This is a genomic window from Burkholderia seminalis DSM 23518, from assembly GCF_902832885.1.
Classification (GTDB): Bacteria; Pseudomonadota; Gammaproteobacteria; order Burkholderiales; family Burkholderiaceae; genus Burkholderia; species Burkholderia seminalis.
The window spans coordinates 39880-62943 of sequence record NZ_CADFDK010000016.1; the positions used below are offsets into that span (position 1 = coordinate 39880).

At 66.9% G+C, this 23064-nt stretch carries 24 protein-coding genes; 12 read left to right on the plus strand and 12 right to left on the minus strand.

The annotated features are described in order from the left end of the window. Positions 1-27 precede the first annotated feature (27 nt). Both HWX00_RS31580 and tsaE read right to left on the minus strand, forming a co-directional pair. Positions 28-1551, minus strand: a complete 1524-nt coding sequence (locus tag HWX00_RS31580; protein WP_034190549.1) for an N-acetylmuramoyl-L-alanine amidase — start codon at positions 1549-1551, stop codon at positions 28-30. Then, complete coding sequence (gene tsaE / locus HWX00_RS31585) at positions 1533-2084, minus strand: tRNA (adenosine(37)-N6)-threonylcarbamoyltransferase complex ATPase subunit type 1 TsaE (RefSeq protein ID WP_175028946.1); 552 nt, start codon at positions 2082-2084, stop codon at positions 1533-1535. Before tsaE ends, HWX00_RS31580 begins: the two co-directional genes overlap by 19 nt. A gap of 17 nt (positions 2085-2101) precedes the next feature. Here tsaE and queG point away from each other — a divergent pair, with 17 nt between their 5' ends. From queG to xerD, 3 genes are all read left to right on the plus strand, one after another. Continuing rightward, on the plus strand, positions 2102-3337 hold the full coding sequence (gene queG / locus HWX00_RS31590; RefSeq protein WP_034190551.1) for a tRNA epoxyqueuosine(34) reductase QueG: 1236 nt from the start codon (positions 2102-2104) through the stop codon (positions 3335-3337). Between the two features lie 64 nt (positions 3338-3401). Next, on the plus strand, positions 3402-3869 hold the full coding sequence (locus tag HWX00_RS31595; protein ID WP_034190552.1) for a methylated-DNA--[protein]-cysteine S-methyltransferase: 468 nt from the start codon (positions 3402-3404) through the stop codon (positions 3867-3869). Beyond that, the gene (gene xerD / locus HWX00_RS31600) at positions 3869-4819 is read left to right on the plus strand and encodes a site-specific tyrosine recombinase XerD (protein WP_034190553.1); all 951 of its coding nucleotides are present in this window, start codon (positions 3869-3871) and stop codon (positions 4817-4819) included. The genes HWX00_RS31595 and xerD overlap by 1 nt, the downstream gene beginning before the upstream one ends. A 35-nt stretch (positions 4820-4854) precedes the next feature. Here the strand turns inward: xerD and HWX00_RS31605 are convergent, their stop codons facing one another. Beyond that, positions 4855-6417 carry a class I adenylate-forming enzyme family protein gene (locus HWX00_RS31605; RefSeq protein ID WP_175028945.1) on the minus strand — a complete coding sequence of 521 codons (1563 nt, stop codon included), beginning with the start codon at positions 6415-6417 and terminating at the stop codon, positions 4855-4857. Positions 6418-6654: 237 nt separating this feature from the next. Here HWX00_RS31605 and ybaK point away from each other — a divergent pair, with 237 nt between their 5' ends. Continuing rightward, on the plus strand, positions 6655-7146 hold the full coding sequence (ybaK, locus tag HWX00_RS31610; protein ID WP_034190555.1) for a Cys-tRNA(Pro) deacylase: 492 nt from the start codon (positions 6655-6657) through the stop codon (positions 7144-7146). A 116-nt stretch (positions 7147-7262) separates the two neighbouring features. Further along, positions 7263-7901, plus strand: a complete 639-nt coding sequence (gene plsY, locus HWX00_RS31615; RefSeq protein WP_034190556.1) for a glycerol-3-phosphate 1-O-acyltransferase PlsY — start codon at positions 7263-7265, stop codon at positions 7899-7901. 79 nt (positions 7902-7980) lie between these two features. On the opposite strand, the gene HWX00_RS31620 is transcribed toward plsY, so the two are convergent. Continuing rightward, complete coding sequence (locus tag HWX00_RS31620) at positions 7981-8466, minus strand: YajQ family cyclic di-GMP-binding protein (RefSeq protein ID WP_011885818.1); 486 nt, start codon at positions 8464-8466, stop codon at positions 7981-7983. 137 nt (positions 8467-8603) lie between these two features. On the opposite strand from HWX00_RS31620, the gene murB reads away from it, so the two are divergent. Continuing rightward, positions 8604-9653: a UDP-N-acetylmuramate dehydrogenase gene (gene murB, locus HWX00_RS31625; protein ID WP_175028944.1), complete on the plus strand. Its 1050-nt coding sequence runs from the start codon at positions 8604-8606 to the stop codon at positions 9651-9653. Between the two features lie 93 nt (positions 9654-9746). On the opposite strand, the gene argF is transcribed toward murB, so the two are convergent. Continuing rightward, positions 9747-10676, minus strand: coding sequence for an ornithine carbamoyltransferase (gene argF / locus HWX00_RS31630; protein ID WP_034190558.1), 930 nt, complete (start codon positions 10674-10676; stop codon positions 9747-9749). 413 nt (positions 10677-11089) lie between these two features. Here argF and HWX00_RS31635 point away from each other — a divergent pair, with 413 nt between their 5' ends. After that, a complete protein-coding gene (locus HWX00_RS31635) occupies positions 11090-11410 on the plus strand; it encodes a DUF3579 domain-containing protein (protein ID WP_011546046.1) in 321 nt (106 codons plus the stop codon). 152 nt (positions 11411-11562) lie between these two features. Here HWX00_RS31635 and rpsT read toward each other — a convergent pair whose 3' ends face one another. Continuing rightward, positions 11563-11835, minus strand: a complete 273-nt coding sequence (gene rpsT, locus HWX00_RS31640) for a 30S ribosomal protein S20 (protein WP_006482211.1) — start codon at positions 11833-11835, stop codon at positions 11563-11565. A gap of 304 nt (positions 11836-12139) precedes the next feature. Here rpsT and murJ point away from each other — a divergent pair, with 304 nt between their 5' ends. Both murJ and HWX00_RS31650 read left to right on the plus strand, forming a co-directional pair. Beyond that, a complete protein-coding gene (murJ, locus tag HWX00_RS31645; RefSeq protein ID WP_034190559.1) occupies positions 12140-13690 on the plus strand; it encodes a murein biosynthesis integral membrane protein MurJ in 1551 nt (516 codons plus the stop codon). 8 nt (positions 13691-13698) lie between these two features. After that, positions 13699-14541 carry a SirB1 family protein gene (locus tag HWX00_RS31650; protein WP_034190561.1) on the plus strand — a complete coding sequence of 281 codons (843 nt, stop codon included), beginning with the start codon at positions 13699-13701 and terminating at the stop codon, positions 14539-14541. A gap of 65 nt (positions 14542-14606) precedes the next feature. Here HWX00_RS31650 and HWX00_RS31655 read toward each other — a convergent pair whose 3' ends face one another. The 5 genes from HWX00_RS31655 to lpxK all read right to left on the minus strand — a co-directional run bounded on the left by HWX00_RS31655 (position 14607) and on the right by lpxK (position 18518). Next, positions 14607-15365 carry an SDR family NAD(P)-dependent oxidoreductase gene (locus HWX00_RS31655; RefSeq protein ID WP_059560268.1) on the minus strand — a complete coding sequence of 253 codons (759 nt, stop codon included), beginning with the start codon at positions 15363-15365 and terminating at the stop codon, positions 14607-14609. Positions 15366-15558: 193 nt separating this feature from the next. Next, the gene (gene adk, locus HWX00_RS31660) at positions 15559-16221 is read right to left on the minus strand and encodes an adenylate kinase (protein ID WP_034191141.1); all 663 of its coding nucleotides are present in this window, start codon (positions 16219-16221) and stop codon (positions 15559-15561) included. 208 nt (positions 16222-16429) lie between these two features. Beyond that, positions 16430-17221, minus strand: a complete 792-nt coding sequence (gene kdsB, locus HWX00_RS31665; RefSeq protein WP_034191140.1) for a 3-deoxy-manno-octulosonate cytidylyltransferase — start codon at positions 17219-17221, stop codon at positions 16430-16432. Positions 17222-17314: 93 nt separating this feature from the next. Further along, positions 17315-17509 (minus strand): Trm112 family protein, encoded by a 195-nt coding sequence (locus HWX00_RS31670; RefSeq protein WP_006482216.1) that lies wholly within the window; start codon positions 17507-17509, stop codon positions 17315-17317. Further along, positions 17490-18518 carry a tetraacyldisaccharide 4'-kinase gene (gene lpxK / locus HWX00_RS31675; RefSeq protein WP_124609890.1) on the minus strand — a complete coding sequence of 343 codons (1029 nt, stop codon included), beginning with the start codon at positions 18516-18518 and terminating at the stop codon, positions 17490-17492. The genes HWX00_RS31670 and lpxK overlap by 20 nt, the downstream gene beginning before the upstream one ends. 450 nt (positions 18519-18968) lie before the next feature. Between lpxK and xseA the strand changes: the two genes are divergently transcribed. Together xseA and sodB are read left to right on the plus strand one after the other, a co-directional pair. Beyond that, positions 18969-20351, plus strand: a complete 1383-nt coding sequence (gene xseA, locus HWX00_RS31680; RefSeq protein WP_059560276.1) for an exodeoxyribonuclease VII large subunit — start codon at positions 18969-18971, stop codon at positions 20349-20351. Positions 20352-20578: 227 nt separating this feature from the next. Then, a complete protein-coding gene (sodB, locus tag HWX00_RS31685) occupies positions 20579-21157 on the plus strand; it encodes a superoxide dismutase [Fe] (RefSeq protein ID WP_011352986.1) in 579 nt (192 codons plus the stop codon). 355 nt (positions 21158-21512) lie between these two features. On the opposite strand, the gene HWX00_RS31690 is transcribed toward sodB, so the two are convergent. Then, a complete protein-coding gene (locus HWX00_RS31690; RefSeq protein WP_124609891.1) occupies positions 21513-22112 on the minus strand; it encodes a hypothetical protein in 600 nt (199 codons plus the stop codon). A 259-nt stretch (positions 22113-22371) separates the two neighbouring features. Between HWX00_RS31690 and HWX00_RS31695 the strand changes: the two genes are divergently transcribed. Continuing rightward, positions 22372-22842: a 3'-5' exonuclease family protein gene (locus HWX00_RS31695; RefSeq protein ID WP_124609892.1), complete on the plus strand. Its 471-nt coding sequence runs from the start codon at positions 22372-22374 to the stop codon at positions 22840-22842. Positions 22843-23064 lie beyond the last annotated feature (222 nt).

Here is a 23064-nt window from a genome sequence, read left to right on the forward strand (position 1 = left end):
GTGCCGGCGGCAGGGAAGGGGCGGCCGTCAGGCCATCCGGTTCTTCGCGAGCGGCGGATTCGCGGCGAAGTAACGCTTGATGCCGCGGAAGATCGCGTCGGCCATCTCGTCGCGATAGCTGTCGTCGTTGAGCCTGCGCTCTTCGTCGGGGTTGCTGATGAACGCGGTCTCGACGAGGATCGACGGAATGTCGGGCGCCTTCAGCACCGCGAACCCGGCCTGCTCGACCGAGCCCTTGTGCAGCTTGTTGATGCCGCCGACTTCCTTCAGCACGTAGTTGCCGTAGCGCAGCGAGTCGCGGATTTGCGCGGTCGTCGACATGTCGAACAGCGCGCGGTTCACGGCCGCGTCCGCCGTCTTGATGTTGATGCCGCCGATCAGGTCCGACGAGTTCTCCTTGTTCGCCATCCAGCGCGCCGCGGCGCTCGTCGCGCCGTGGTCGGACAGCGCGAACACCGACGAGCCGCGCGCGGACGGCGTCGTGAACGCGTCCGCGTGAATCGATACGAACAGGTCGGCGCCGACGCGGCGCGCCTTCTGCACGCGCACGTTCAGCGGTACGAAGAAGTCGGCGTCGCGCGTCATCATCGCGCGCATGTTCGGCGCGCCGTCGATCTTCGCGCGCAGCTTCTTCGCGATATCGAGCGCGATGTGCTTCTCGTACGTCCCGGCGCCGCCGATCGCGCCCGGATCCTCGCCGCCGTGGCCCGGATCGATCGCGACCGTCAGCAGGCGTACCGTGCCGCCCTTGCCGGATTTCGGCGCGGTGAACTTGTAGGTGTCGCCGTCGTCGTCGCTGTCGTCGCGGCGCGCGATGACGGGCGGCGGCTTGACGGCCGGCTTCGGCGGTGCCGAAGGCGTGCCGGCGGCCGGCGGCGTGTGCGGCGCGGCCGGCGTGTTCTGCGCGAAACGCTGGAAGAACGCGTCGCTGTTGTCGCCCGTGGAGGGCGGCGTGCCGGGGCCGGACAGCGTGGTCGGCGGTTGCATCTGCTGCGCGCGCGTCGTGTCGTTGAGCGCCTGCTCCTTGCGTTCCGTCTGCGCGATCAGGTCGGACAGCGGATCGGGCGCGACGGCCGGATACAGGTCGAACACGAGCCGGTACTTGTAGGTGCCGACGGGCGGCAGCGTGAACACCTGCGGCTTCACCGAGCCCTTCAGGTCGAACACCATCCGCACGACGTGCGGCTGATACTGGCCGACCCGCACCGACTGGATCTGCGGGTCGTTCGGCGCGATCTTCGACACGAGGTCGCGCAGCGCCTGGTCGAGATCGAGGCCGGTCAGGTCGACGACGAGACGGTCGGGACCCTGCAGCAGCTGTTGGCTATTCTGCAGCGGCTGGTCGGATTCGATCGTGACGCGCGTGTAATCGCGCGCGGGCCACACGCGCACGCCGAGCACCGACGACGCGTGCGCGAGCCGCGGCGCGACGAGACCGAGCACCAGCGTCGACGCGCCCGCGCGCAGGATCTGGCGGCGCCGCCAGTTGTGCGTCGCGGTGGCCGCCGATTCGATCGAGCGGAACGGTTTGATCAACATCTTTCGAGACATGCCTTTCCTGAAGCGCTGTACGCCCGGACGGTGAGGGCGCGGCCGTCGCCATCCACGTCGAGCGAGAAAACCAGATCGGGCACGCCGAGCAGGGCGCCCGCCTGTTGCGGCCATTCGACCAGGCAGATCGAGCTCGAATTGAAATATTCGCGAAAGCCTGCGTCGGACCATTCGGCCGGATCGTTGAATCGATACAGATCGAAGTGATAGACCTCGAGTTCCCCATCGCTGCGTTCGAGCGCGTACGGCTCGACGAGCGTGTAGGTCGGGCTGCGCACGCGGCCCTGATGGCCGAGGCCGCGCAGGATCGCGCGCACGAGGGTCGTCTTGCCCGCGCCGAGATCGCCGACCAGCTGGATCTGGAGCCCGTCGAACGCATGCGCGCGATCGAGCGCGATGCGCGCCGCGTCGAGCGCGTGCGCGAAGCGGGTGCCGAATGCCTCGGTCGCCGCTTCGTCGGCGAGTGCGATCACGCGCTCCGCGAGCGGGGCGGGCAGCGTGGTGGCGTGAGGCGTATGGGACGTGGCTGGCATTCTCGTAAAATAGTGCGATGAACCGATTACCGGAACTCGCCGCATCCGACAGGCCTTCGACTCGTGCCGAAGGCGCGGCGCCGTGCGCGCTCGACGATGCGGCGTTGACTGCGCTCGCCGCGCGCATCAGGGCGTGGGGGCGCGAATTGGGTTTCGGGGCGATCGGCATCAGCGATACCGATCTCTCGGATGCCGAAGCAGGCCTCGCCGCCTGGCTGGAAGCCGGATACCACGGCGAAATGGATTATATGGCGAAACATGGGATGAAACGCGCGCGCCCGGCCGAACTTGTGGCCGGTACGCGACGCGTGATTTCCGTGCGGCTCGCCTATTTGCCGGCCGAAACGCTCGCCGGCGATGCGCGCGGCGGCGCGCCCGGCGCGCTCGTGCCGCACGACTGGCGCGCACGCGAGCGCGCCCGGCTCGACGATCCGCAGGCGGCCGTCGTGTCGATCTATGCACGCGGCCGCGATTATCACAAGGTGCTGCGCAACCGGCTGCAGACGCTCGCGGAGCGCATCGAGCACGAGATCGGCGCGTTCGGCTACCGCGTGTTCACCGATTCGGCGCCGGTGCTCGAGGTCGAACTCGCGCAGAAGGCCGGCGTCGGCTGGCGCGGCAAGCACACGCTGCTGCTGCAGCGCGATGCCGGTTCGCTGTTCTTCCTCGGCGAGATCTACGTCGACCTGCCGCTGCCGACCGACGCGCACACGGCGCCCGACGCCGCGCCCGAGACGCCCGGCGCGCACTGCGGCAGCTGTACGCGCTGCATCGACGCATGCCCGACCGGCGCGATCGTCGAGCCGTATCGCGTCGATGCGCGCCGCTGCATCTCGTACCTGACGATCGAACTGAAAGGCAGCATCCCCGAAGCGCTGCGGCCGATGATCGGCAATCGCGTGTACGGCTGCGACGACTGCCAGCTCGTCTGCCCGTGGAACAAGTTCGCGCAGGCCGCGCCCGTCGCCGATTTCGACGTGCGGCACGGTCTCGACCGCGCGACGCTCGTCGAGCTGTTCGCGTGGGATGCGGACACGTTCGATACGCGGATGCAGGGCAGTGCGATCCGGCGCATCGGTTATGAAAGCTGGCTGCGCAATCTCGCGGTCGGGCTCGGCAATGCGCTGCGCGCGGGCGCGGACCGGCTCGCGCCGCCGGCGCGCGACGCGATCGTCGCCGCGTTGCGCGCGCGGGCCGACGATCCGTCGCCGGTCGTGCGCGAGCACGTCGAATGGGCGCTGCGGGCCGCGTGAAGGCAGCGTAAAGTGTCGTCGGCGCGCGGCAGCGACGCGCGCATTCATCGGTCAGGAGAGGGCAATGTTCAACGCAGTCATCGACGCGCCGTTCGGCAAGGTCGGCATCCGCACGGACGCCGCGGTGGTGCGCGAGATCGTCTATCTGCCCGAATCGGTGAAGTCGGTCGATCCGGATTCGCCGCTCGCGAAGCGTGCGGTCAAGCAGATCGAACGTTATTTCGAGCGTGCGTCGGCGCGCTTCGACCTGCCGCTCGCCGAAGTCGGCAGCGCGTTCCAGCACCGCGTGTGGGACGTGATCAGCGATATCCCGCCCGGCACGGTGCTGACCTACGGCCAGGTCGCGAAGCGGATCGGCAGTGCGCCGCGCGCGGTCGGCCAGGCGTGCGGCGCGAACTACTTCCCGCTCGTGATCCCGTGCCATCGCGTCGTCGCGGCGGGCGGCCTCGGCGGCTTCGCGAACCACGACGACAACGGTTATTACCAGAAAGTGAAGCGCTGGCTGCTGGCGCACGAAGGCGTGCCGTACTGATGAGCGAACCCCTGATGACTTCCGACGCCGACGGCGAGGTCGCCGCGGCCTCGCCCGCGCTGCTCGCGAGCCGCGCGTCGATCGACGTGTTCTGCGATGCGCTGTGGCTCGAGCACGGGCTGGCGCGCAATACGCTCGACGCCTACCGGCGCGATCTGGTGCTGTTTTCACAATGGCTGGCCGAGACGCACGACGCGCCGCTCGACAAGGCCGACGAGGCGATGGTGACGGGCTACATCGCCGCGCGCAGCGACGGCAAGGCGACGTCGTCGAACCGGCGGCTGTCGGTGTTCCGTCGCTATTACGGGTGGGCCGTGCGCGAGCATCGCGCGAGCGCCGACCCGACGCTGCGGATCACGTCCGCGAAACAGGCGGCGCGGTTTCCGTCGACATTGTCCGAGGCGCAGGTCGAGGCGCTGCTCGGCGCCCCCGACACCGGCACGCCGCTCGGCCTGCGCGATCGCACGATGCTGGAACTGATGTACGCGAGCGGGCTGCGCGTGAGCGAGCTCGTGACGCTGAAGACCGTCGAGGTCGGCCTGAACGAAGGCGTCGTGCGCGTGATGGGCAAGGGTTCGAAGGAGCGGCTCGTGCCGTTCGGCGAAGTGGCGCACGGCTGGATCGAGCGTTACCTGCGCGACGCGCGGCCGGCGCTGCTCGGCGCGCGCGCGGCCGATGCGCTGTTCGTGACCGCGCGCGGCGACGGGATGACGCGCCAGCAGTTCTGGAACATCATCAAGCGTCACGCGCGGCAGGCCGACGTGCGCGCGCACCTGTCGCCGCACACGCTGCGGCACGCGTTCGCGACGCACCTGCTGAACCACGGCGCCGACCTGCGCGTCGTGCAGATGCTGCTCGGCCACAGCGACATCTCGACCACGCAGATCTACACGCACGTCGCGCGAGAGCGGCTGAAGACGCTGCACGCGCAGCACCACCCGCGCGGCTAGCGCGCGGTGCGTGCCGCCAGGCGCGCCGGCCGGCGTCAGGCCAGGTCGCGCAGCTTGTGTTTCAGCACCTTGCCGGTCGACGCGGCCGGCAGCGCGTCAAGCACGCGGATGCGGGCCGGGCGCTTGTAAGGCGTGAGCCGCTCCGCGCACCACGCGTGCAGCACCGCTTCGTCCGCACTCGCGCCCGGCACCAGCTCGACGAACGCCAGCACTTCCTCGTTGCCTTCGACCGCGCGGCCGATCACGGCCGCCTGCACGACGTCCGGATGGGCGTTCAGCACCTGCTCGACCTCGACCGGATACACGTTGAAACCCGACCGGATGATCAGCTCCTTGCTGCGGCCCGCGATCGTCACCGCGCCGTCGGCCCCCTGCCGCGCGAGATCGCCGGTGCTCAGCCAGCCGTCCGGCGACACGGCCGCCCGCGTCGCGTCCGCGTTGCGGTAGTAGCCGAGCATCACGTTCGGCCCGCGCACGCGAATCTCGCCGACTTCGCCCGGCGGCACGTCGGTGCCGTCCGGCGCGACGATCCGCAGCTCGACGCCCGGAATCGGCACGCCGACCGAACCGTCGACGCGCGGCGCGTCGAGCGGCGTCTGCGTGATCGTCGGGCTGCTTTCGGTCATCCCGTAGCCGTTGTGGAGCGGCACGCCGTACTGGCGCTCGACGCGCGCCTTCAGGTTCGCGTCGAGCGGCGAGCCGCCCGAATACGCGAAGCGCAGGCGCGGCGCGTGCCACGCGTGGCCGTGCGTGTGCAGGTGTTCGAGAAGCTTCGCGTGCATCGCGGGCACGCCCTGGAAGATCGTGACGCCTTCGTCGGCGAGCGCGACGCGCACGGCTTCCGGCGAGAAGCGCGGCGCGAGCCGCAGCGTCGCGCCGGCGTAAAGGCTGCCGAGGCAGACCGACGCGAGCCCGTACACGTGCGATACGGGCAGCACCGTGTAGACGACGTCGTCGGGCGACACGCGGCGCAGCGCGCTCGACGTAGCCGCGATGAACAGCAGGTTGCGGTGCGACAGCATCACGCCCTTCGGCGTACCCGTCGTGCCGGTCGTATAGATCAGCGCCGCGCATTGCGCGGCGCTGTCGGCGGCGACCGGTTCGGCGGGCGCGCCTGCGTCGACGCGATACGACCACGCGCCGATGTCGACCGGCAGCGCGCCGGCGGGCGTCGCGCCGAGCCGCGCGGCATGCGCGCGCGCGTCGGGCGATGCGTCGGTCGTGAACGCGACCAGCTTCGGGCGCGCATGCGCGGCGATCGCGTCGAGTTCGCCGGCCGACAGCCGCGCGTTCGACACGAGCGCCCATGCGTCGAGGCGGGCGACCGCGAACAGCAGCACGATCTGCGCGATGCAGTTTTCCGCGACGATCATCACGCGGTCGCCGCCTTGCACGCCGAGGCTCGCGAGTCGCGCGGCCGCCGCATCGACGGCCTGCGCCAGCTCGCCGTACGACAGTCGGCGCGCATCCTCGATCAGCGCCGGGTGCGCGGGCGCCTGCGCGGCCCAGCGCGCGGGCACGTCGGCGATGCGGCGCGGCAGCGCGGCGAGCAGGGCGTCGACGTCGAGCGACTCGGATGAACGGATGGGCGAGGGCATGGCGTCTCCAGAAAAGGGGCCGGGCGGCGGCTTGACGATGTTTGCGAACGATCGTGCCATGACGGCGCGCGCGCCACAATCGGCCAATCGGGCAATAGCCCTTCGCGATGTCCGCAATGATGACGGGCGCAATGGCGGCGGCGCAGGCGGCCGCCCGGCGGAAAACGGGCGGCGAGTATACCGTCGGCCGCGCACATCGCCGCCCGCCTGCTGGTCGTTCGCCATTAAAATGCCGCCATGAGCAAATCCAGACACGTGTCCGAAACCCCGGCGACCCAGCTGTTGCGCCGTCATGGCGTTGCGTTCGGCGAGCATCCGTACGACTACGTCGAGCATGGCGGCACCGGCGAATCGGCGCGCCAGCTCGGCGCGGACGAGCACTGCGTCGTGAAGACGCTCGTGATGGAAGACGAGCACGCGAAGCCGCTGATCGTGCTGATGCACGGCGACCGCACCGTGTCGACGAAGAACCTCGCGCGGCAGATCGGCGCGAAGCGCGTCGAGCCGTGCAAGCCGGAGGTCGCGAACCGCCATTCGGGTTATCTCGTCGGCGGTACGTCGCCGTTCGGCACGCGCAAGACGATGCCCGTCTATGTCGAGGCGTCGATCCTCGAGTTGCCGACGATCTACCTGAACGGCGGCCGCCGCGGCTACCTCGTCAGCCTTGCGCCGGCGGTGCTCGTGTCGCTGCTCGGCGCACGGCCCGTGCAGTGCGCGAGCGTCGACTGAGGGTTTCACCTTCGTGGCACCCCGCGCCCGTTCGGTAGAATGGGCGCCGTTTCGGCTCGCCGGCTTGCCGCGCACGGCCGTCCCTTTACCGATACGTTGAAAGAAGAGTCCTCCGCATGCAGATCCTGCTCGCCGCCCTCGTTGCCTACCTGATCGGTTCGGTGTCGTTCGCCGTCGTCGTCAGCGCCGCGATGGGCCTGGCCGACCCGCGCTCGTACGGGTCGAAGAATCCCGGCGCGACCAACGTGCTGCGCAGCGGCAACAAGAAGGCCGCGATCCTGACGCTCGTCGGCGACGCGTTCAAGGGCTGGATTGCCGTCTGGCTCGCGCGGCGCCTGGGCTTGCCCGATGTCGCGATCGCATGGGTCGCGATCGCCGTGTTCCTCGGCCATCTGTATCCGGTGTTCTTCCGCTTCCAGGGCGGCAAGGGCGTCGCGACCGCGGCGGGCGTGCTGCTCGCCGTGCACCCGGTGCTCGGGCTCGCGACCGCGCTGACCTGGCTGATCGTCGCGTTCTTCTTCCGCTATTCGTCGCTCGCGGCGCTGGTGGCGGCCGTGTTCGCGCCGGTGTTCGACGTGTTCCTGTTCGGCACGGGTCACAACCCGGTCGCATGGGCCGTGCTCGCGATGAGCGTGCTGCTTGTGTGGCGTCACCGCGGCAACATTGCGAAGCTGCTCGCGGGGCAGGAGAGCCGGATCGGCGACAAGAAGAAGGCGGCCGCGGACGGCGGCGCGCAGGACGGCGGGCAAGCCTGAGAAAGCGCGGCGGCTGCCGCGGGCCGGGCGCGCCGCGTGCGCGGGGCCCGGCAGGATGACGTGACGGATCGGCCGGCGATCAGTCGCGGAAGTTGTTGAAGTCGAGCGGCGTGTCGGTCACGTCCTTGCGCAGCATCGCGATCACGCTCTGCAGGTCGTCGCGCTTCGTGCCGGCCACGCGCACCGCGTCGCCCTGGATGCTTGCCTGCACCTTGATCTTGCTGTCCTTCACGAGGCGCACGATCTTCTTCGCGAGATCGCCGGTCACACCTTTCTTCACGGTGACGATCTGCTTGACCTTGTCGCCGCCGATCTTCTCGACCTTGCCGTAGTCGAGGAAGCGCACGTCGACGTTGCGCTTGGCCAGCTTGCCGATCAGCACGTCCTTGACCTGGCCGAGCTTGAAATCGTCATCGGCGAACAGCGTGAGCTCGCGTTCCTTCTGCTCGACGCGCGCGTCGGAGCCCTTGAAGTCGAAGCGCGTCGAAATTTCCTTGTTCGACTGCTCGATGGCGTTCTTCACTTCGATCATGTTCGCTTCGGAAACGACGTCGAACGATGGCATGGCATTCTCCCTTGAGGTGCGGGCACCCGGCTGGCGCGCGGGCACTCGCTATAATTGCGGACTGTTTGCCATTTTACCGATGCCCCTCCGTTTGCCCAAGGCCGGCCGTCTGCCGGCCCGGGGCGACGTGACCGCGAATGCCGATGCCTCCTGACGATTCCGCCCTGTCGCTGCTCCCCGACCATCCGCTCGCTGCCCACAACACGTTCGGCATCGCCGCGAACGCGCGCTTCGCCGCACGCATCACGCATGCGGCGCAGTTCGAGGCGCTGCACCGCGACGCGCGCGTCGCGCACCTGCCGCGGCTCGTGCTCGGCGGCGGCAGCAACGTCGTGTTCACGCGCGATTTCGACGGCATCGTGCTGCTCGACGAGATCGCCGGCCGCCGTGTCGTGCGCGAGGACGACGACGCGTGGTACGTCGAGGCCGGCGGCGGCGAGAGCTGGCACGGGTTCGTCGCGTGGACGCTCGAGCACGGGATGCCGGGTCTCGAGAACCTCGCGCTGATTCCCGGCACCGTCGGCGCCGCGCCGATCCAGAACATCGGCGCGTACGGCCTCGAAATGAAGGCGTATTTCGACTCGCTGGTCGCGGTCGAACTGGCGACGGGGCGCCGCGAGCGCTTCGACGCCGCGCGCTGCGCGTTCGGCTACCGCGACAGCTTCTTCAAGCGGGACGGGCGCGGCCGGTTCGCGATCGTGTCCGTGACGTTCCGGCTGCCGAAGCAATGGGCGCCGCGGCTCGGCTACGCGGACGTCACGCGCGAGCTCGACGCACGCGGCATCGCGCCCGATGCGGCGACGCCGCGCGACGTGTTCGACGCGGTCGTCGCGATCCGCCGCGCGAAGCTGCCCGATCCGCTCGTGCTCGGCAATGCGGGCAGTTTCTTCAAGAATCCGGTGATCGGCGCCGCGCAGTTCGAGGCGCTGTGCGCCCGCGCACCCGAGGTCGTGTCGTATCCGCAGCCGGACGGGCACGTGAAGCTCGCGGCCGGCTGGCTGATCGACCGCTGCGGCTGGAAGGGCCGCGCGCTCGGTGCGGCGGCCGTGCACGACCGCCAGGCGCTCGTGCTCGTCAATCGCGGCGGTGCGACGGGCGCGGACGTGCTCGCGCTGGCGCAGGCGATCCAGGCCGACGTGCGTGCGCAATTCGGTGTCGAGCTGGAGGCCGAGCCGGTCTGCCTGTAACGCGGGCTTCGCGCCGTTTCCCGCACGCCCAAACAAAAAGCGCCGATCGACGATCGGCGCTTTTTCATGCGGGTGCGTTCCGGCGGATCGGTATCAGTGCTTGAGGCGGCCGAGCAGCAGGAACTCCATCAGCGCCTTCTGCACGTGCAGCCGGTTTTCCGCCTCGTCCCACACGACGCTCTGCGGGCCGTCGATCACGCCGGCCGTCACTTCCTCGCCGCGGTGCGCGGGCAGGCAGTGCATGAAGAGGGCGTCCGGGTTCGCATGGCCCATCATTTCCTCGTCGACGCACCAGTCGGCGAACGCCTGCTTGCGGGCCTCGTTCTCGGCCTCGAAGCCCATGCTCGTCCACACGTCGGTGGTGACGAGGTCGGCGCCCTTGCACGCTTCGTTCGGATCGTCGAACACCTCGTAAAACGGCGCGCTGTCGGGCGACACGAGCTTCATGTCGAGCGCATAGCCGGGCGGCGTGGACAGGCGCAGCTTGAAGCCGAGGATCTGCGCGGCCTCGATCCACGTGTAGAGCATGTTGTTCGCGTCGCCGACCCATGCGACGGTCTTGCCGGCGATCGGACCACGGTGCTCGTAGTACGTGAAGATGTCGGCGAGCACCTGGCACGGGTGGTACTCGTTCGTCAGGCCGTTGATCACCGGCACGCGGGAGTTGTCCGCGAAGCGCTTGATGACCTCCTGCTCGAACGTGCGGATCATGATGATGTCGACCATCCGCGAGATGACCTGCGCGGAATCCTCGACCGGTTCGCCGCGGCCGAGCTGCGTGTCGCGCGTGCTCATGAAGACGGCGTGGCCGCCGAGCTGGAAGATCCCGGCCTCGAACGACAGGCGCGTGCGCGTCGAGCTCTTCTCGAAGATCATCGCGAGCGTGCGGTCGTGCAGCGGGTGGTAGGTCTCGTAGTTCTTGAACTTGCGCTTCAGGATACCCGTGCGCTCGAGCACGTACTCGTAATCTTCCAGCGAGAAATCCTTGAACTGCAGGTAGTGACGAATGGTTTTGGCGGTCATGAAGCGAAATACGGCGGGTTTCACCCGGCAGCGAGGCCGGACGGCGCCGCCGTCGGGTGTGGATAACTCAAAGCAGCATAAAGGATTTTCTGTGCTTTGACGAGCCGCGGAGCGAAGCGGGGCACGATCGAGGCGGGCGGCGGACAGCACGGGAAGGGGGCGGTCGGGACGACGCGCGATGGCGCGCTGCGGTATAATCCAAAAGTTTTCTTCAGCCCGGCAGGCAAGGCTTTTCGCGCTCTGCCGGACACAAGCCGTGCGCTGCACAAATCCGGTGCAGTCCGCCGGCGGCGCGCACCGGCGTCCCGTTTTCGGGATATCGGAACGCTTGTGCCGCCGTCCGTTCCAGCTTTGTGTTCGCGTATCCAGGCGCTGTTGCCTGGACATCGCCGGGCCGTCACTTGGGTAACCACATGGCTGAAACCCCTCCGACCGAATTCTTCATCCAGGGCATCACGAAAGACGGGAAAAAGTTTCGCCCGAGCGACTGGTCGGAACGTCTGGCCGGTGTGATGGCCTGCTTCGGGCCGGGGGCGAGTGGGCCGAATGCGCGTCTCAAGTATTCGCTGTACGTGCGCCCGACGATGCTCGGCGACCTGAAGTGCGTGATTCTCGATTCGCGGTTGCGCGACATCGAACCGATGGCTTTCGATTTCGTGCTGAATTTCGCGAAGGACAACAACCTCGTCGTCACCGAGGCGTGCGAGCTGCCGGACTACAACACGAAGAAGTGATGCCGGCAGGCGAGGGCGCAGGCTGCGCCCGCCGCGGCAAGACCCGCCGCCCCGCGTGATGCGCGGGCGACAGGCAACAAAAAAGCCCGCCTAGGCGGGCTTTTTTGCGATCGCAGGAAACAGGAACGCCCGCGCGAGCGGGCGCACCGGATTTACGCTGCTGCCTGCAGACCCTTGACGGCTGCGGCGAGGCGGCTCTTGCTGCGAGCGGCCTTGTTCTTGTGAACGATCTTCTTGTCGGCGATCGTGTCGATCGTCTTCACGGCAGCCTTGAACAGCTCGGCAGCCTTTGCTTGGTCGCCGGCTTCAACAGCCTTGCGAACCGACTTGATCGCGGTACGGAATTTCGAGCGCAGCGCCGAGTTGTGCGAGTTTGCCTTCGCGGCCTGGCGGGCGCGCTTGCGTGCTTGTGCGGAGTTAGCCATGACGGTTCCTTATCCTGTCCTGTTTCCAGAGCTTGGAGCCTGACGGCCAAGCGCTGCTTTTCGATCCGTCCCCTGAGAACGATTGCCCAGGGGCGCATAAAAAAACGGTGATTTTAACCGAGGCAGGGACATGAAAACGGCAGTTGCCGCGCATGTACGAGCCCAGAAACCGGCGATTATAGCAACAAAATCAAGCGAGTGGCAAGTTCGAAGTGATACCCGCGGGACGAGGCGCCGGCTGCCGCTGCGCTTTTCGGCGTCGGCCGCTGGCCGGGTCGCGCAACGTCCGTATAATAAGCGCCCCATGAATCTATTCCGAGCCCTGCTGACGGTCAGCGGCTTCACGCTGCTGTCGCGCGTGACCGGACTGGCCCGCGAGACGCTGATCGCCCGTGCGTTCGGCGCCAGTCAATACACCGACGCGTTCTACGTCGCCTTCCGCATTCCGAACCTGCTGCGCCGCCTGTCCGCCGAAGGCGCGTTCTCGCAGGCGTTCGTGCCGATCCTCGCCGAGTTCAAGAACCAGCAGGGGCACGATGCGACGAAGGCGCTCGTCGACGCGATGTCCACCGTGCTCGCGTGGGCGCTTGCCGTGCTGTCGGTCGTCGGGATCGCCGGCGCGTCGTGGGTCGTGTTCGCGGTCGCGTCCGGCCTGCACACCGACGGCCAGGCGTTTCCGCTCGCGGTCACGATGACGCAGATCATGTTCCCGTACATCGTGTTCATCTCGCTGACGACGCTCGCGTCCGGCGTGCTCAACACGTACAAGAGCTTCTCGCTGCCCGCGTTCGCGCCGGTGCTGCTCAACGTCGCGTTCATTGCCGCGGCCGTGTTCGTCGCGCCGCACCTGAAGGTGCCGGTCTACGCGCTCGCGTGGGCCGTCATCGTCGGCGGCGTGCTGCAGTTCCTCGTGCAGCTGCCGGGGCTGAAGAAGATCGACATGGTGCCGCTGATCGGCCTGAACCCGCTGCGCGCGCTGCGTCACCCGGGCGTGAAGCGCGTGCTCGCGAAAATGGTGCCCGCGACGTTCGCGGTGTCGGTCGCGCAACTGTCGCTGATCATCAACACCAATATCGCGTCGCGGCTCGGGCAGGGCGCCGTGTCGTGGATCAACTACGCCGACCGCCTGATGGAATTCCCGACGGCGCTGCTGGGTGTCGCGCTCGGCACGATCCTGCTGCCGAGCCTGTCGAAGGCGCACGTCGACGCCGATTCGCACGAATATTCCGCGCTGCTCGACTGGGGGCTGCGCGTCACGTTCCTGCTCGCGGCGCCGAGCGCACTCGCGCTGTTCTTCTTCGCGACGCCGCTCACCGCGACGCTATTCAACTACGGCAAGTTCGACGCGCATACCGTCACGATGGTCTCGCGCGCGCTCGCGACCTACGGGATCGGCCTTGTCGGCATCATCCTGATCAAGATCCTCGCGCCGGGCTTCTATGCGAAGCAGGACATCAAGACGCCCGTGAAGATCGCGATCGGCGTGCTGATCGTCACGCAGCTCTCGAACTACGTGTTCGTGCCGCTGATCGGCCACGCGGGCCTCACGCTGAGCATCGGCGTCGGCGCGTGCCTGAACTCGCTGCTGCTGTTCTTCGGGCTGCGCAAGCGCGGCATCTACCAGCCTTCGCCGGGCTGGCTGCGCTTCTTCATGCAGCTCGTCGGCGCGGCGCTCGTGCTCGCGGGCCTGATGCACTGGTGCGCGATCAGCTTCGACTGGACCGGGATGCGCACGCAGCCGCTCGAGCGCATTGCGCTGATGGCGGCGTGCCTCGTGCTGTTCGCTGCACTATATTTCGGTATGTTGTGGGTGATGGGCTTCAAATACGCTTACTTCAGAAGGCGCGCAAAGTGACGACCGCAATGACCCGCGTCCTCGACTACTTCAGCACGCTCGTGGCGGACGACGACAGTCTGCCCGTCACGGAAACCGCGCTGTCGCTGGCGCAGGACGCGTATCCCGACCTCGACCTGCAGGGCACGCTGGCCGAACTCGACATGCTGGCGGCGCGATTGCGCCGGCGGCTCGCCGACGATGCGGACCTGAAGGGCCGCGTCGCCGCGCTGAACGATTTCTTCTTCCGCGAACTCGGCTTCGCCTGCAATCACAACGATTACTACGACCCCGATAACAGCCACCTGAACGCCGTGCTGAAGCGGCGGCGCGGGATTCCGATCTCGCTGTCGGTGCTGTACCTGGAGCTCGCCGAGCAGATCGGCGTGCCGGCGCGCGGCGTGTCGTTCCCCGGCCATTTCCTGCTGCGCGTCACGCTGCCGGACGGCGATCTGATCATCGATCCGACCAACGGCCATTCGCTGTCCGAGGCCGAGATGGTCGAGATGCTCGAGCCGTACGTCGCGCGCGCGGCCGGCGCGGTCGACAGCGCGTTGCGCGCGCTGCTGCAACCGGCGACGAGCCGCGAGATCATCGCGCGGATGCTGCGCAACCTGAAGACGATCTATCTGCAGACGGAACGCTGGCAGCGGCTGCTCGCGGTACAGCAGCGGCTCGTGATCCTGTTGCCCGAGCAGCTCGACGAGGTGCGCGACCGCGGCTTCGCGTATGCGCGGCTCGACTACCTGCGCCCCGCGCTCGAGGATCTCGAGCAGTATCTGGGCGAGCGGCCGGAGGCGGACGACGCGACCGTCGTCGAATCGCAGGTCACCGAATTGCGGCAGCGGATGCAACGCGACGGCGAGGACTGAGCCGCCGTCGCACCGTTGCAGGAACGAGCAAGAACGCCCGCATCGCGGGCGTTTTTCTTGTGCGCTTACTTCGGCTGCATCCGGATCGCGCCGTCGAGGCGGATCACTTCGCCGTTGAGCATCGGATTCTCGACGATCTGGCGGACCAGCATCGCGTATTCGGCCGGTTTGCCGAGCCGCGGCGGGAACGGCACCATCGCGCCGAGCGCGTCCTGCACGTCCTGCGGCATGCCGAGCAGCATCGGCGTCTCGAACAGGCCGGGCGCGATCGTCATCACGCGAATGCCGCTGCGCGACAGGTCGCGCGCGATCGGCAGCGTCATGCCGGCGACACCGGCCTTGGATGCCGCGTACGCGGCCTGGCCGATTTGTCCGTCGAAGGCGGCGACCGACGCGGTGCTGACGATCACGCCGCGCTCGCCTTCCGCGGTCGGCGCGGTCGCGGCCATCGCGGCGGCCGCGAGCCGGATCATGTTGAACGTGCCGACGAGGTTCACGTTGATCGTCTTCGCGAACACGTCGAGCGGATGAGCGCCGTCCTTGCCGACGGTTTTCGCGGCCGGCGCGATGCCCGCGCAGTTCACGAGGCCGCGCAGCGTGCCCGCGCGTGTCGCCGCGTCGACGGCGGCCTGTGCGTCGGCCTCGCTCGACACGTCGCAGCGTACGAATATGCCGCCCAGTTCGGTCGCGAGCGCGGTGCCGGCCGCTTCGTTCAGGTCGGCGAGCACGACCGTGCCGCCGGCCTGCGCGAGCATTCGCGCGGTGCCGGCGCCGAGGCCCGATGCACCGCCCGTGATCAGAAACACGTTGCCGCGAATTTCCATGACTGTCTCCGTGTCGACCGCCCTTGGCGCTTCAGCGCCTAGGGAGGTCCCGTGCAAAGCGGTTATTCCGTCCGATGCCGATTGTACGGGGCGTCGTCGCGCGGAGGCGATACAAGCATGGTCCTTCGAATCCCGGCCAGGCGAAAAAAAGCCGCCCGGAAAGGGCGGCTTCTGCGGATGCGCGACGCGTGGCTTACTTCAGCGCGTCAAACGCGCGCTCGCGGATTTCCTCGACGGCGCCAAGACCCGAGATCTTGCGATACTGCGGTGCCTTCAGGCCGTTTTCCTCGCCGCGCCGTGCCCAGTCGCCGTAATACGTGATCAGCGGCTTGGTCTGAGCTTCGTACACTTCGAGACGCTTCTTGACGGTTTCTTCCTTGTCGTCGTCGCGCTGGATCAGCGGTTCGCCCGTCACGTCGTCGTGGCCCTCGACCTTCGGCGGGTTGAACTTGACGTGGTACGTGCGGCCCGATGCCGGGTGCGTGCGGCGGCCGCTCATGCGCTCGATGATTTCCGAGAACGGGACGTCGATCTCGAGCACGTAGTCGATCGCGACGCCGGCTTCCTTCATCGCGTCAGCCTGCGCGATCGTGCGCGGGAAACCGTCGAACAGATAGCCGTTCGCGCAGTCGGATTCCTTCAGGCGCTCCTTGACGAGGCCGATGATCAGCGCGTCCGGCACGAGCTTGCCGGCGTCCATGTAGCCCTTCGCTTCGACGCCGAGCGGCGTGCCGGCCTTCACGGCCGCGCGCAGCATGTCGCCCGTCGAGATTTGCGGGATGCCGAACTTTTCCTTGATGAAGTTTGCCTGGGTGCCCTTTCCCGCGCCGGGCGCGCCCAACAGGATCAAACGCATGGTGATATCTCCAAGTATGTAGATTCGTGTGGCGAGCCTCAAAGGTGTCGGCGACGGCGGGCGCGGGGCTTGCCTGGCGCGCGGCGGGCCGGTCTGATGCGGCGCGTCGACTTGGGCGACGCGCGGCTGCCGGCAAGGCCGCGGGCGGGGTCAAGCGAGAACGCGCTGGTCGCGGACGGCTCGCACAATCGCCTGATTATGCCACGGGTTATTTTGAACCCGGCCGAAAAAGGGCCTGCACGCGCGCGAGATCGGCCGGCGTATCGATCCCGGCTTCGGGCGCGGACTCGGTGATCCGCACCGCGATGCGCTCGCCGTGCCACAGCGCGCGCAGCTGTTCGAGCTGCTCGGCCTGTTCGATCGGCGCCTGCGCGAGCGACGGATAAGTGCGCAGGAAACGTGCGCGATAGGCATAGAGGCCGATGTGCCGATAGACCGGGAAAGCCGGCGCAGGCATGGCCGCGACGTCCGGCCAGTGCGGCTGGTACGCGTCGCGGCTCCACGGAATCGGCGCGCGCGAGAAGTACAGCGCGACGCTTTGCGCGTCGAGCGCGACCTTCACGACGTTCGGGTTGAACACGTCGGCCGCGTCGTGGATCGGGTGGGCGGCGGTCGCGATCGCGCAGGCCGGATGCGCGGCCAGGTGCGACGCTACGTCGCGCACCAGCACGGGGTCGATCAGCGGCTCGTCGCCCTGCACGTTGACGACGACTGTGTCGTCGCTCCACCCGAAGGCCGCCGCGACTTCCGCGAGCCGGTCGGTGCCGGACGGATGGTCGGCACGCGTGAGCACCGCTTCGAAGCCGTGGTCGCGCGCCGCGTCGAGCACGCTCTGCGCGTCGGAGGCGACGAGCACCTGCCGTGCGCCCGCCTCGCGCGCGCGCTCGGCGACACGCACGACCATCGGCTTGCCGCCGAGATCGGCGAGCGGCTTGTTCGGCAGGCGCGTCGACGCGAGCCGGGCGGGAATGACGGCGATGAAGGGTTGCGGGTGAGTCATCGGGGTGAGCGGTGAGAAGAACGGGGCAGGCGGCGCGTCCGGAACCGGGCGGCCGGCAGGGTTCGGCGCCCCGGCCGGGGCGCCGCGGGCGGCTTAGCGGCCGGCCGGATCAACCGGCGTGCCTTCGACGGTCTGGCGCGCTTCGTCGACGAGCATCACAGGGATGCCGTCGCGGATCGGGTAGGCGAGCTTGTCCGCATTGCAGATCAGCTCCTGCGCGGCGCGGTCGTAGTGGAGCGGGCCTTTGCAGATAGGGCACACAATGATTTCAAGCAGGCGAGCGTCCACGGAGTTTCTCCACAACGAGGGCAATGAGGCGAGGGTCGAGCGCGGCTTCGACGGGGACGACCCACAGTCGGGCATCGCGCCAGGAAGCGCCCAATTTTACTGCATCCTTCTCGGTGATCAGGATTGCATCGACCGCGTCGTCGATGAACGGATTGTCGGCGAACGCGTAGTGGTCGGGCAGCGCGCGCGTCGCCGGCGCGAGACCGGCCGCGCGCAGCGTCGCGAAAAAGCGTTCCGGCGCGCCGATGCCGGCCGCGGCGAGCACGCGCTCGTTGGCGAACTGCGACAGCGGACGGCGCAGCGCCGGCTGGTCGAGGTGCCAGGCGGCGCCCGGCGTCAGCGCGAGCGCGTAGGTATCGGGCCACGGCGGCAGCGTGCCGCTGTACGGGTCGTTGACGAGCGTCGCGTCGCGGTGCCGCGACAACGGCTCGCGCAGCGGCCCGGCCGGCAGCAGGAAGCCGTTGCCGCCGAGCCGGTGGTCGAACACGACGAGCTCGACCGTGCGCGCGAGGCGGTAGTGCTGCAGGCCGTCGTCGCTGACGATCACGTCGACGTCCGGGTGCGCGGCGCGCAGCGCCCGCGCGGCCGCGACGCGGTCGGGGCACACCCATACGGGCGCACCGGTGCGGCGGGCGATCAGCAGCGGTTCGTCGCCGGCCGCGCTCGCGCGCGACGCCGGCGTGACGGCGGTCGGCGCCGTCACGTTCGCGCCGTAGCCGCGCGACACGACGCCGGGCGTGAAGCCGGCCGCGCGCAACGCGTCGACGAGTGCGATCACGGTCGGTGTCTTGCCGGTGCCGCCGACGGTCACGTTGCCGACCACGACCACGGGCACGCCGACGTCGACCGGCTTTTTCCAGCCCTGCGTGTAAGCGGTGCGTCGCAGCGCCGCGCACAGGCCGAACACGCAGGCGAACGGCGTGAGCGCCCAGGCGAGCGCGCCGCGCCGCTGCCATTCGCGTGTCAGGTGCGCTTCGAGCCGCGCGAGCGGGCCGCCGGGCGCGCTCATCGGGCCGGGCGCGGCGCATCGTGCGCCGCGGCGTGGGACGGATTCGTCAAGGCGGATTCTCCGTTGGGCGGCGCGTGCCGCGGGGTCTGCGGAAGGCGGCACTCTAGCGCGCCGCGGGCGGCCGCGGCAAGCGCGGCCGGCCGACGCGGCTCGCGGGGCCGGATCGGGACGGGCTGTGGATAACTCTGTGAAAAACTCCCCGCCCGAGCACCTCAAACGCCCGCCGGGCGGGCATCGAATCGGATGAGAATCATTTCGAAAGATTTAAAAATATATAAAAATCAATGCGTTATCGTCAATCGTCTGGGTTTTCCAGCGGTTTTAATGCGTTTTACGCGGAAGATTGCCAGAGTGTGGACACCTTCCGCGTGCCGCGGCGAATGCGGCCGGCGCTGGACGCCGCGCGCGTGTCGGACTATCGTGTCGCCGCCAGCATTCATCCGACCGCCCATGCTTTCCGACACCCCTTTTTCCGCACCCGGCGCGACGCGCGGCGGCGACGACGTGATTCCCGTTTCGGCGCTCAATCGCGCGATTTCGACGATGCTCGAGCGTTCGTTTCCGCTGTTGTGGATTTCGGGCGAAGTGTCGAATTTCACGCGCGCCGCGAGCGGCCACTGGTATTTCTCGATCAAGGACCAGCAGGCGCAGATGCGCTGCGTGATGTTCCGCGGCCGGGCGCAGTATGCGGAATTCACGCCGCGCGAAGGCGACCGGATCGAGGTGCGCGCGGTCGTCACGATGTACGAGCCGCGCGGCGAAGTGCAGCTCAATGTCGAGGCCGTGCGGCGCACCGGGCAGGGGCGCCTGTACGAGGCGTTCCTGCGGCTGAAGGCGCAGCTCGAAGGCGAGGGCCTGTTCGCGCCCGAGCGCAAGCGGCCGCTGCCGGCGCATCCGCGTGCGATCGGCATCGTCACGTCGCTGCAGGCCGCCGCGCTGCGCGACGTGCTGACCACGCTCGCCCGCCGCGCGCCGCACATTCCGGTGATCGTCTATCCGGCGCCCGTGCAGGGCGCCGGGTCCGCCGAGAAGCTCGTCGCGGCCGTCGAGGCCGCGAATGCGCGCCGGGAGGTCGACGTGCTGCTGGTCTGCCGCGGCGGCGGCTCGATCGAGGATCTGTGGTCGTTCAACGACGAAGCGCTGGCGCGCGCGATCGCGGCGAGCGAATTGCCGGTCGTGAGCGGCGTCGGGCACGAAACCGATTTCACGATCGCGGATTTCGCGGCCGACGTGCGCGCGCCGACGCCCACCGGCGCGGCCGAGCTCGCGAGCCCGCAGCGCGCGCTGCTGCTGCGCGAGGTCGACGACCGCCGGCGTGCGCTCGCGCGCGGCATGGCGCGCCGGCTCGAGCAGCGCGCGCAGCAGCTCGACTGGCTCTCGCGCCGGCTCGTGAGCCCGGCCGAGCGGCTGCAGCGGCAGCGTACGCACGTCGAGCAACTCGCGGTGCGGCTTGCGTCGGCGGCGTCGCGGCCGGTGCGCGATGCGCGTGCGCGTTTCGCGCTCGTGCAGCTGCGCTGGCAGCGCGCGCGGCCCGATCCGTCGCAGGCGCGCCAGGCGCTCGCGGGGCTGTCGCAACGGCTCGCGGTTGCGTGGCAGCGCCGTCACGAACGCGACACGGCGCGCGTGTCGGCCTGTGCGGCGCGGCTCGAGGTGCTGAGTCCGCAGCGCACGCTCGAGCGCGGCTATGCGGCGCTGATCGATGCGCAGACGGGCCGCGCGGTGCGCGCGCCGAACGCGCTGAAGCCGCAGCGGCGCCTGACCGTGCATCTCGCCGAAGGCTCGGCCGACGTGTCGCTCGCCGACGTGCAGCCGCGGCTGACCGATACGATCTGACGTAATCGCCGTAAGGCGGGCGAAGGCCGCCGCAACGGACGCATCGTGCGCGGGAACGGATGCTGCGCATCGTCGGGTTCGTCCTGCCGGACGCCGCGCGAACATCGCTTTTCCGCATACCGCGGATAAATGGCCCGCGAGTTTGCGGGGTTATTCGGTCTCGCCTACAATCGGACGCTCGGCAGCATCCAACACGCCCTCCCTACATACTCAACGAAGGAATCGCCATGGCTCATACGCTCCCGCCGCTCCCGTACGCTGAAGACGCACTCGCGCCGACCATCTCGCTCGAGACGATCCAGTACCACTACGGCAAGCACCATCAGGCTTATGTGACGAACCTGAACAATCTGATCCCGGGCACGGAATTCGAAAACCTGTCGCTGGAAGAGATCGTGAAGAAGTCGTCGGGCGGCATCTTCAACAACGCCGCGCAAATCTGGAACCACACGTTCTTCTGGAACAGCCTGTCGCCGAACGGCGGCGGCGCACCGACGGGCGCGCTGGGCGACGCGATCAACGCGAAGTGGGGTTCGTACGACGCCTTCAAGGAAGCGTTCACGAAGGCCGCAGTCGGCACGTTCGGTTCGGGCTGGGCATGGCTCGTGAAGAAGGCTGACGGTTCGCTCGACATCGTGTCGACGAGCAACGCGGCGACGCCGCTGACGACCGCCGACAAGGCACTGCTGACGATCGACGTGTGGGAACACGCGTACTACATCGACTACCGCAACGCACGTCCGAAGTTCGTCGAAGCGTTCTGGAACATCGTGAACTGGGACTTCGCGGCGAAGAACTTCGCGTAAGTCCGGCTGTTCCGTCACAATAAAGTTTGGAAACGGCAACAAAGTTTGGAAAGTTGACGGAGTGACCCGCAACAAACTTTGGAAATCGTAACCGATATGAAAGCCCTCGTCACGAGGGCTTTTTTTCGAAATTTGAATTTCGAAAGTTGTACGTGATCGCTGACTATAGATACAGGGACTAATCGCGTTTACCCCGCGGTGGGAGCGGTCCAACCGAATGGTGTGAGTGCCACGTTGTACGCAGGCGAGTTCGGAGTTGGGTACCCGGACGTCCACTCACGCGGGCGTGCGCCATGTACGGTACTTTCCTGAAATTCTTGCCGCTCGATGCTGCCGTGCTCCGATGCCATGAGTCTCAGACATTTGGCCAAAGTGCCGCGACATACGCCAGCTCAGCATCAATGATGGCCCTCTGTACCGCAGAGTTGGTGCCAAGCGTGTATAGCTTAGATCCACGCACATCCAGAACCCCCATGCGTGTATTTGCGCTTGATTTTTGTCTGAGGCAATGCTCCATGAGTGCGGTAATAAGATCCATTTTGGATTTATTTACATCGTCATCTTTCAAGTAAAGCTTTATGACGTGTGGCGTATCGTTGTAAAGCAATCCAATTTCAGGGTTGACGGAGACCTCGATACCGGAATTTGTATACACGGCCGTTGGTGGAGAAAACCATTGAGGTCTCTTTGCTCCCCACCATTTTCGATATCCTTCAATAATTTCCGGATACGCGGAGCGCTTCTTTACATCTTTAAGGCCATCGAGAATGGAGTCTAGCTCGGATTTGGATTTTCCAGATTGGTGAACGGAAACGATTCCATCGCGCAATGGCTTGTAGAAATCAATCGCCGGGCTGTAGTCATCTCTGTTCTTGATTTGTCTAACTTTTGTTGCCTTCGGGGAGCCCGCCTTCGAAACTACGTCAACTAGATCGGTGAGGGAAAGTCGCGGCATAATTGCTCCAGGATTATGATCGTGGCGTGCAGTCCGTTTGGTAGCATACTCTTGAATTGGATGGATATGTGGTGCTGAGATCGAAGTTCGATGGATTTTATGTGGAACGGAGGTGGGAATAGATTTAAGGAGGTATTTTTTCTACGGAAAACGTTTGAGGGGTGATGTGTTTTCTCGAATGCTACGTTATGGTTAAGTCCAGTTCACTTCAATTGTGAATTGAATTGCGAGTTGGACATCTAGGTGACGGAGGGCGTTGATGGGGACCTTGCACCCATGGAAAAGACGAGTCTTCATTGACACGGAGTTCACGAATTTGGACTCTCCGGCGCTTGTAAGCCTCGCGCTAGTTGCGGAGGATGGCCGCGAATTCTACGTCGAGCTGACAGATTATTTAGTTAGTGACTGTACTGACTTTGTGCGAACGATTGTTGTTCCACAGCTAGGACAATATCCCGATAGAGTGATGTCCAGTGTGGAGGCGGCAAGGGAGTTGAGCAGCTGGATGAACGAACTTAGACAGCGCCGTGAGAAACCCGTGCTTTGCTACGATCATCCTATCGACGTCGAACTGCTGGTGCGGTTGCTTGGAAAGAGACCAACGGGTTGGCAGTTTCAGAATGTAGCAGCAAGGCTTGATGTGAGCGAGCGTGGCCGATACTTAGAACAATCCGGTAGGCATCATCACGCACTGTTCGATGCACGAGCAAATTGCACTTCGTTTCGTTGAGCAAGTTGTACTTCAGTCCGATAGTCATGACTGGCGCCAGCTCAATTTGGTACCTAAGTCCGGCGAGGCAGTGAATATCAAAGACCTGCTTGCGACAGAACAGCCGGTAGACGATCGCGCGAGACCCTCATCGTTTGCGTTCGGGCGAAGATCCAGAACGAACGCAAGCAAGCAGGGAGTACCGGAGCGCCAGATAGATTGTTGGTCCGCGCACACACCTCC

Excerpts from the sequence above, each read along its gene's own strand:
- HWX00_RS31580 (WP_034190549.1), bottom strand. The coding sequence starts at position 1,551 with ATGTCTCGAAAGATGTTGATCAAACCGTTCCGCTCGATCGAATCGGCG.
- tsaE (WP_175028946.1), bottom strand. The coding sequence starts at position 2,084 with ATGCCAGCCACGTCCCATACGCCTCACGCCACCACGCTGCCCGCCCCG.
- queG (WP_034190551.1), top strand. The coding sequence starts at position 2,102 with ATGAACCGATTACCGGAACTCGCCGCATCCGACAGGCCTTCGACTCGT.
- HWX00_RS31595 (WP_034190552.1), top strand. The coding sequence starts at position 3,402 with ATGTTCAACGCAGTCATCGACGCGCCGTTCGGCAAGGTCGGCATCCGC.
- xerD (WP_034190553.1), top strand. The coding sequence starts at position 3,869 with ATGAGCGAACCCCTGATGACTTCCGACGCCGACGGCGAGGTCGCCGCG.
- HWX00_RS31605 (WP_175028945.1), bottom strand. The coding sequence starts at position 6,417 with ATGCCCTCGCCCATCCGTTCATCCGAGTCGCTCGACGTCGACGCCCTG.
- ybaK (WP_034190555.1), top strand. The coding sequence starts at position 6,655 with ATGAGCAAATCCAGACACGTGTCCGAAACCCCGGCGACCCAGCTGTTG.
- plsY (WP_034190556.1), top strand. The coding sequence starts at position 7,263 with ATGCAGATCCTGCTCGCCGCCCTCGTTGCCTACCTGATCGGTTCGGTG.
- HWX00_RS31620 (WP_011885818.1), bottom strand. The coding sequence starts at position 8,466 with ATGCCATCGTTCGACGTCGTTTCCGAAGCGAACATGATCGAAGTGAAG.
- murB (WP_175028944.1), top strand. The coding sequence starts at position 8,604 with ATGCCGATGCCTCCTGACGATTCCGCCCTGTCGCTGCTCCCCGACCAT.
- argF (WP_034190558.1), bottom strand. The coding sequence starts at position 10,676 with ATGACCGCCAAAACCATTCGTCACTACCTGCAGTTCAAGGATTTCTCG.
- HWX00_RS31635 (WP_011546046.1), top strand. The coding sequence starts at position 11,090 with ATGGCTGAAACCCCTCCGACCGAATTCTTCATCCAGGGCATCACGAAA.
- rpsT (WP_006482211.1), bottom strand. The coding sequence starts at position 11,835 with ATGGCTAACTCCGCACAAGCACGCAAGCGCGCCCGCCAGGCCGCGAAG.
- murJ (WP_034190559.1), top strand. The coding sequence starts at position 12,140 with ATGAATCTATTCCGAGCCCTGCTGACGGTCAGCGGCTTCACGCTGCTG.
- HWX00_RS31650 (WP_034190561.1), top strand. The coding sequence starts at position 13,699 with ATGACCCGCGTCCTCGACTACTTCAGCACGCTCGTGGCGGACGACGAC.
- HWX00_RS31655 (WP_059560268.1), bottom strand. The coding sequence starts at position 15,365 with ATGGAAATTCGCGGCAACGTGTTTCTGATCACGGGCGGTGCATCGGGC.
- adk (WP_034191141.1), bottom strand. The coding sequence starts at position 16,221 with ATGCGTTTGATCCTGTTGGGCGCGCCCGGCGCGGGAAAGGGCACCCAG.
- kdsB (WP_034191140.1), bottom strand. The coding sequence starts at position 17,221 with ATGACTCACCCGCAACCCTTCATCGCCGTCATTCCCGCCCGGCTCGCG.
- lpxK (WP_124609890.1), bottom strand. The coding sequence starts at position 18,518 with ATGAGCGCGCCCGGCGGCCCGCTCGCGCGGCTCGAAGCGCACCTGACA.
- xseA (WP_059560276.1), top strand. The coding sequence starts at position 18,969 with ATGCTTTCCGACACCCCTTTTTCCGCACCCGGCGCGACGCGCGGCGGC.
- sodB (WP_011352986.1), top strand. The coding sequence starts at position 20,579 with ATGGCTCATACGCTCCCGCCGCTCCCGTACGCTGAAGACGCACTCGCG.
- HWX00_RS31690 (WP_124609891.1), bottom strand. The coding sequence starts at position 22,112 with ATGCCGCGACTTTCCCTCACCGATCTAGTTGACGTAGTTTCGAAGGCG.
- HWX00_RS31695 (WP_124609892.1), top strand. The coding sequence starts at position 22,372 with ATGGGGACCTTGCACCCATGGAAAAGACGAGTCTTCATTGACACGGAG.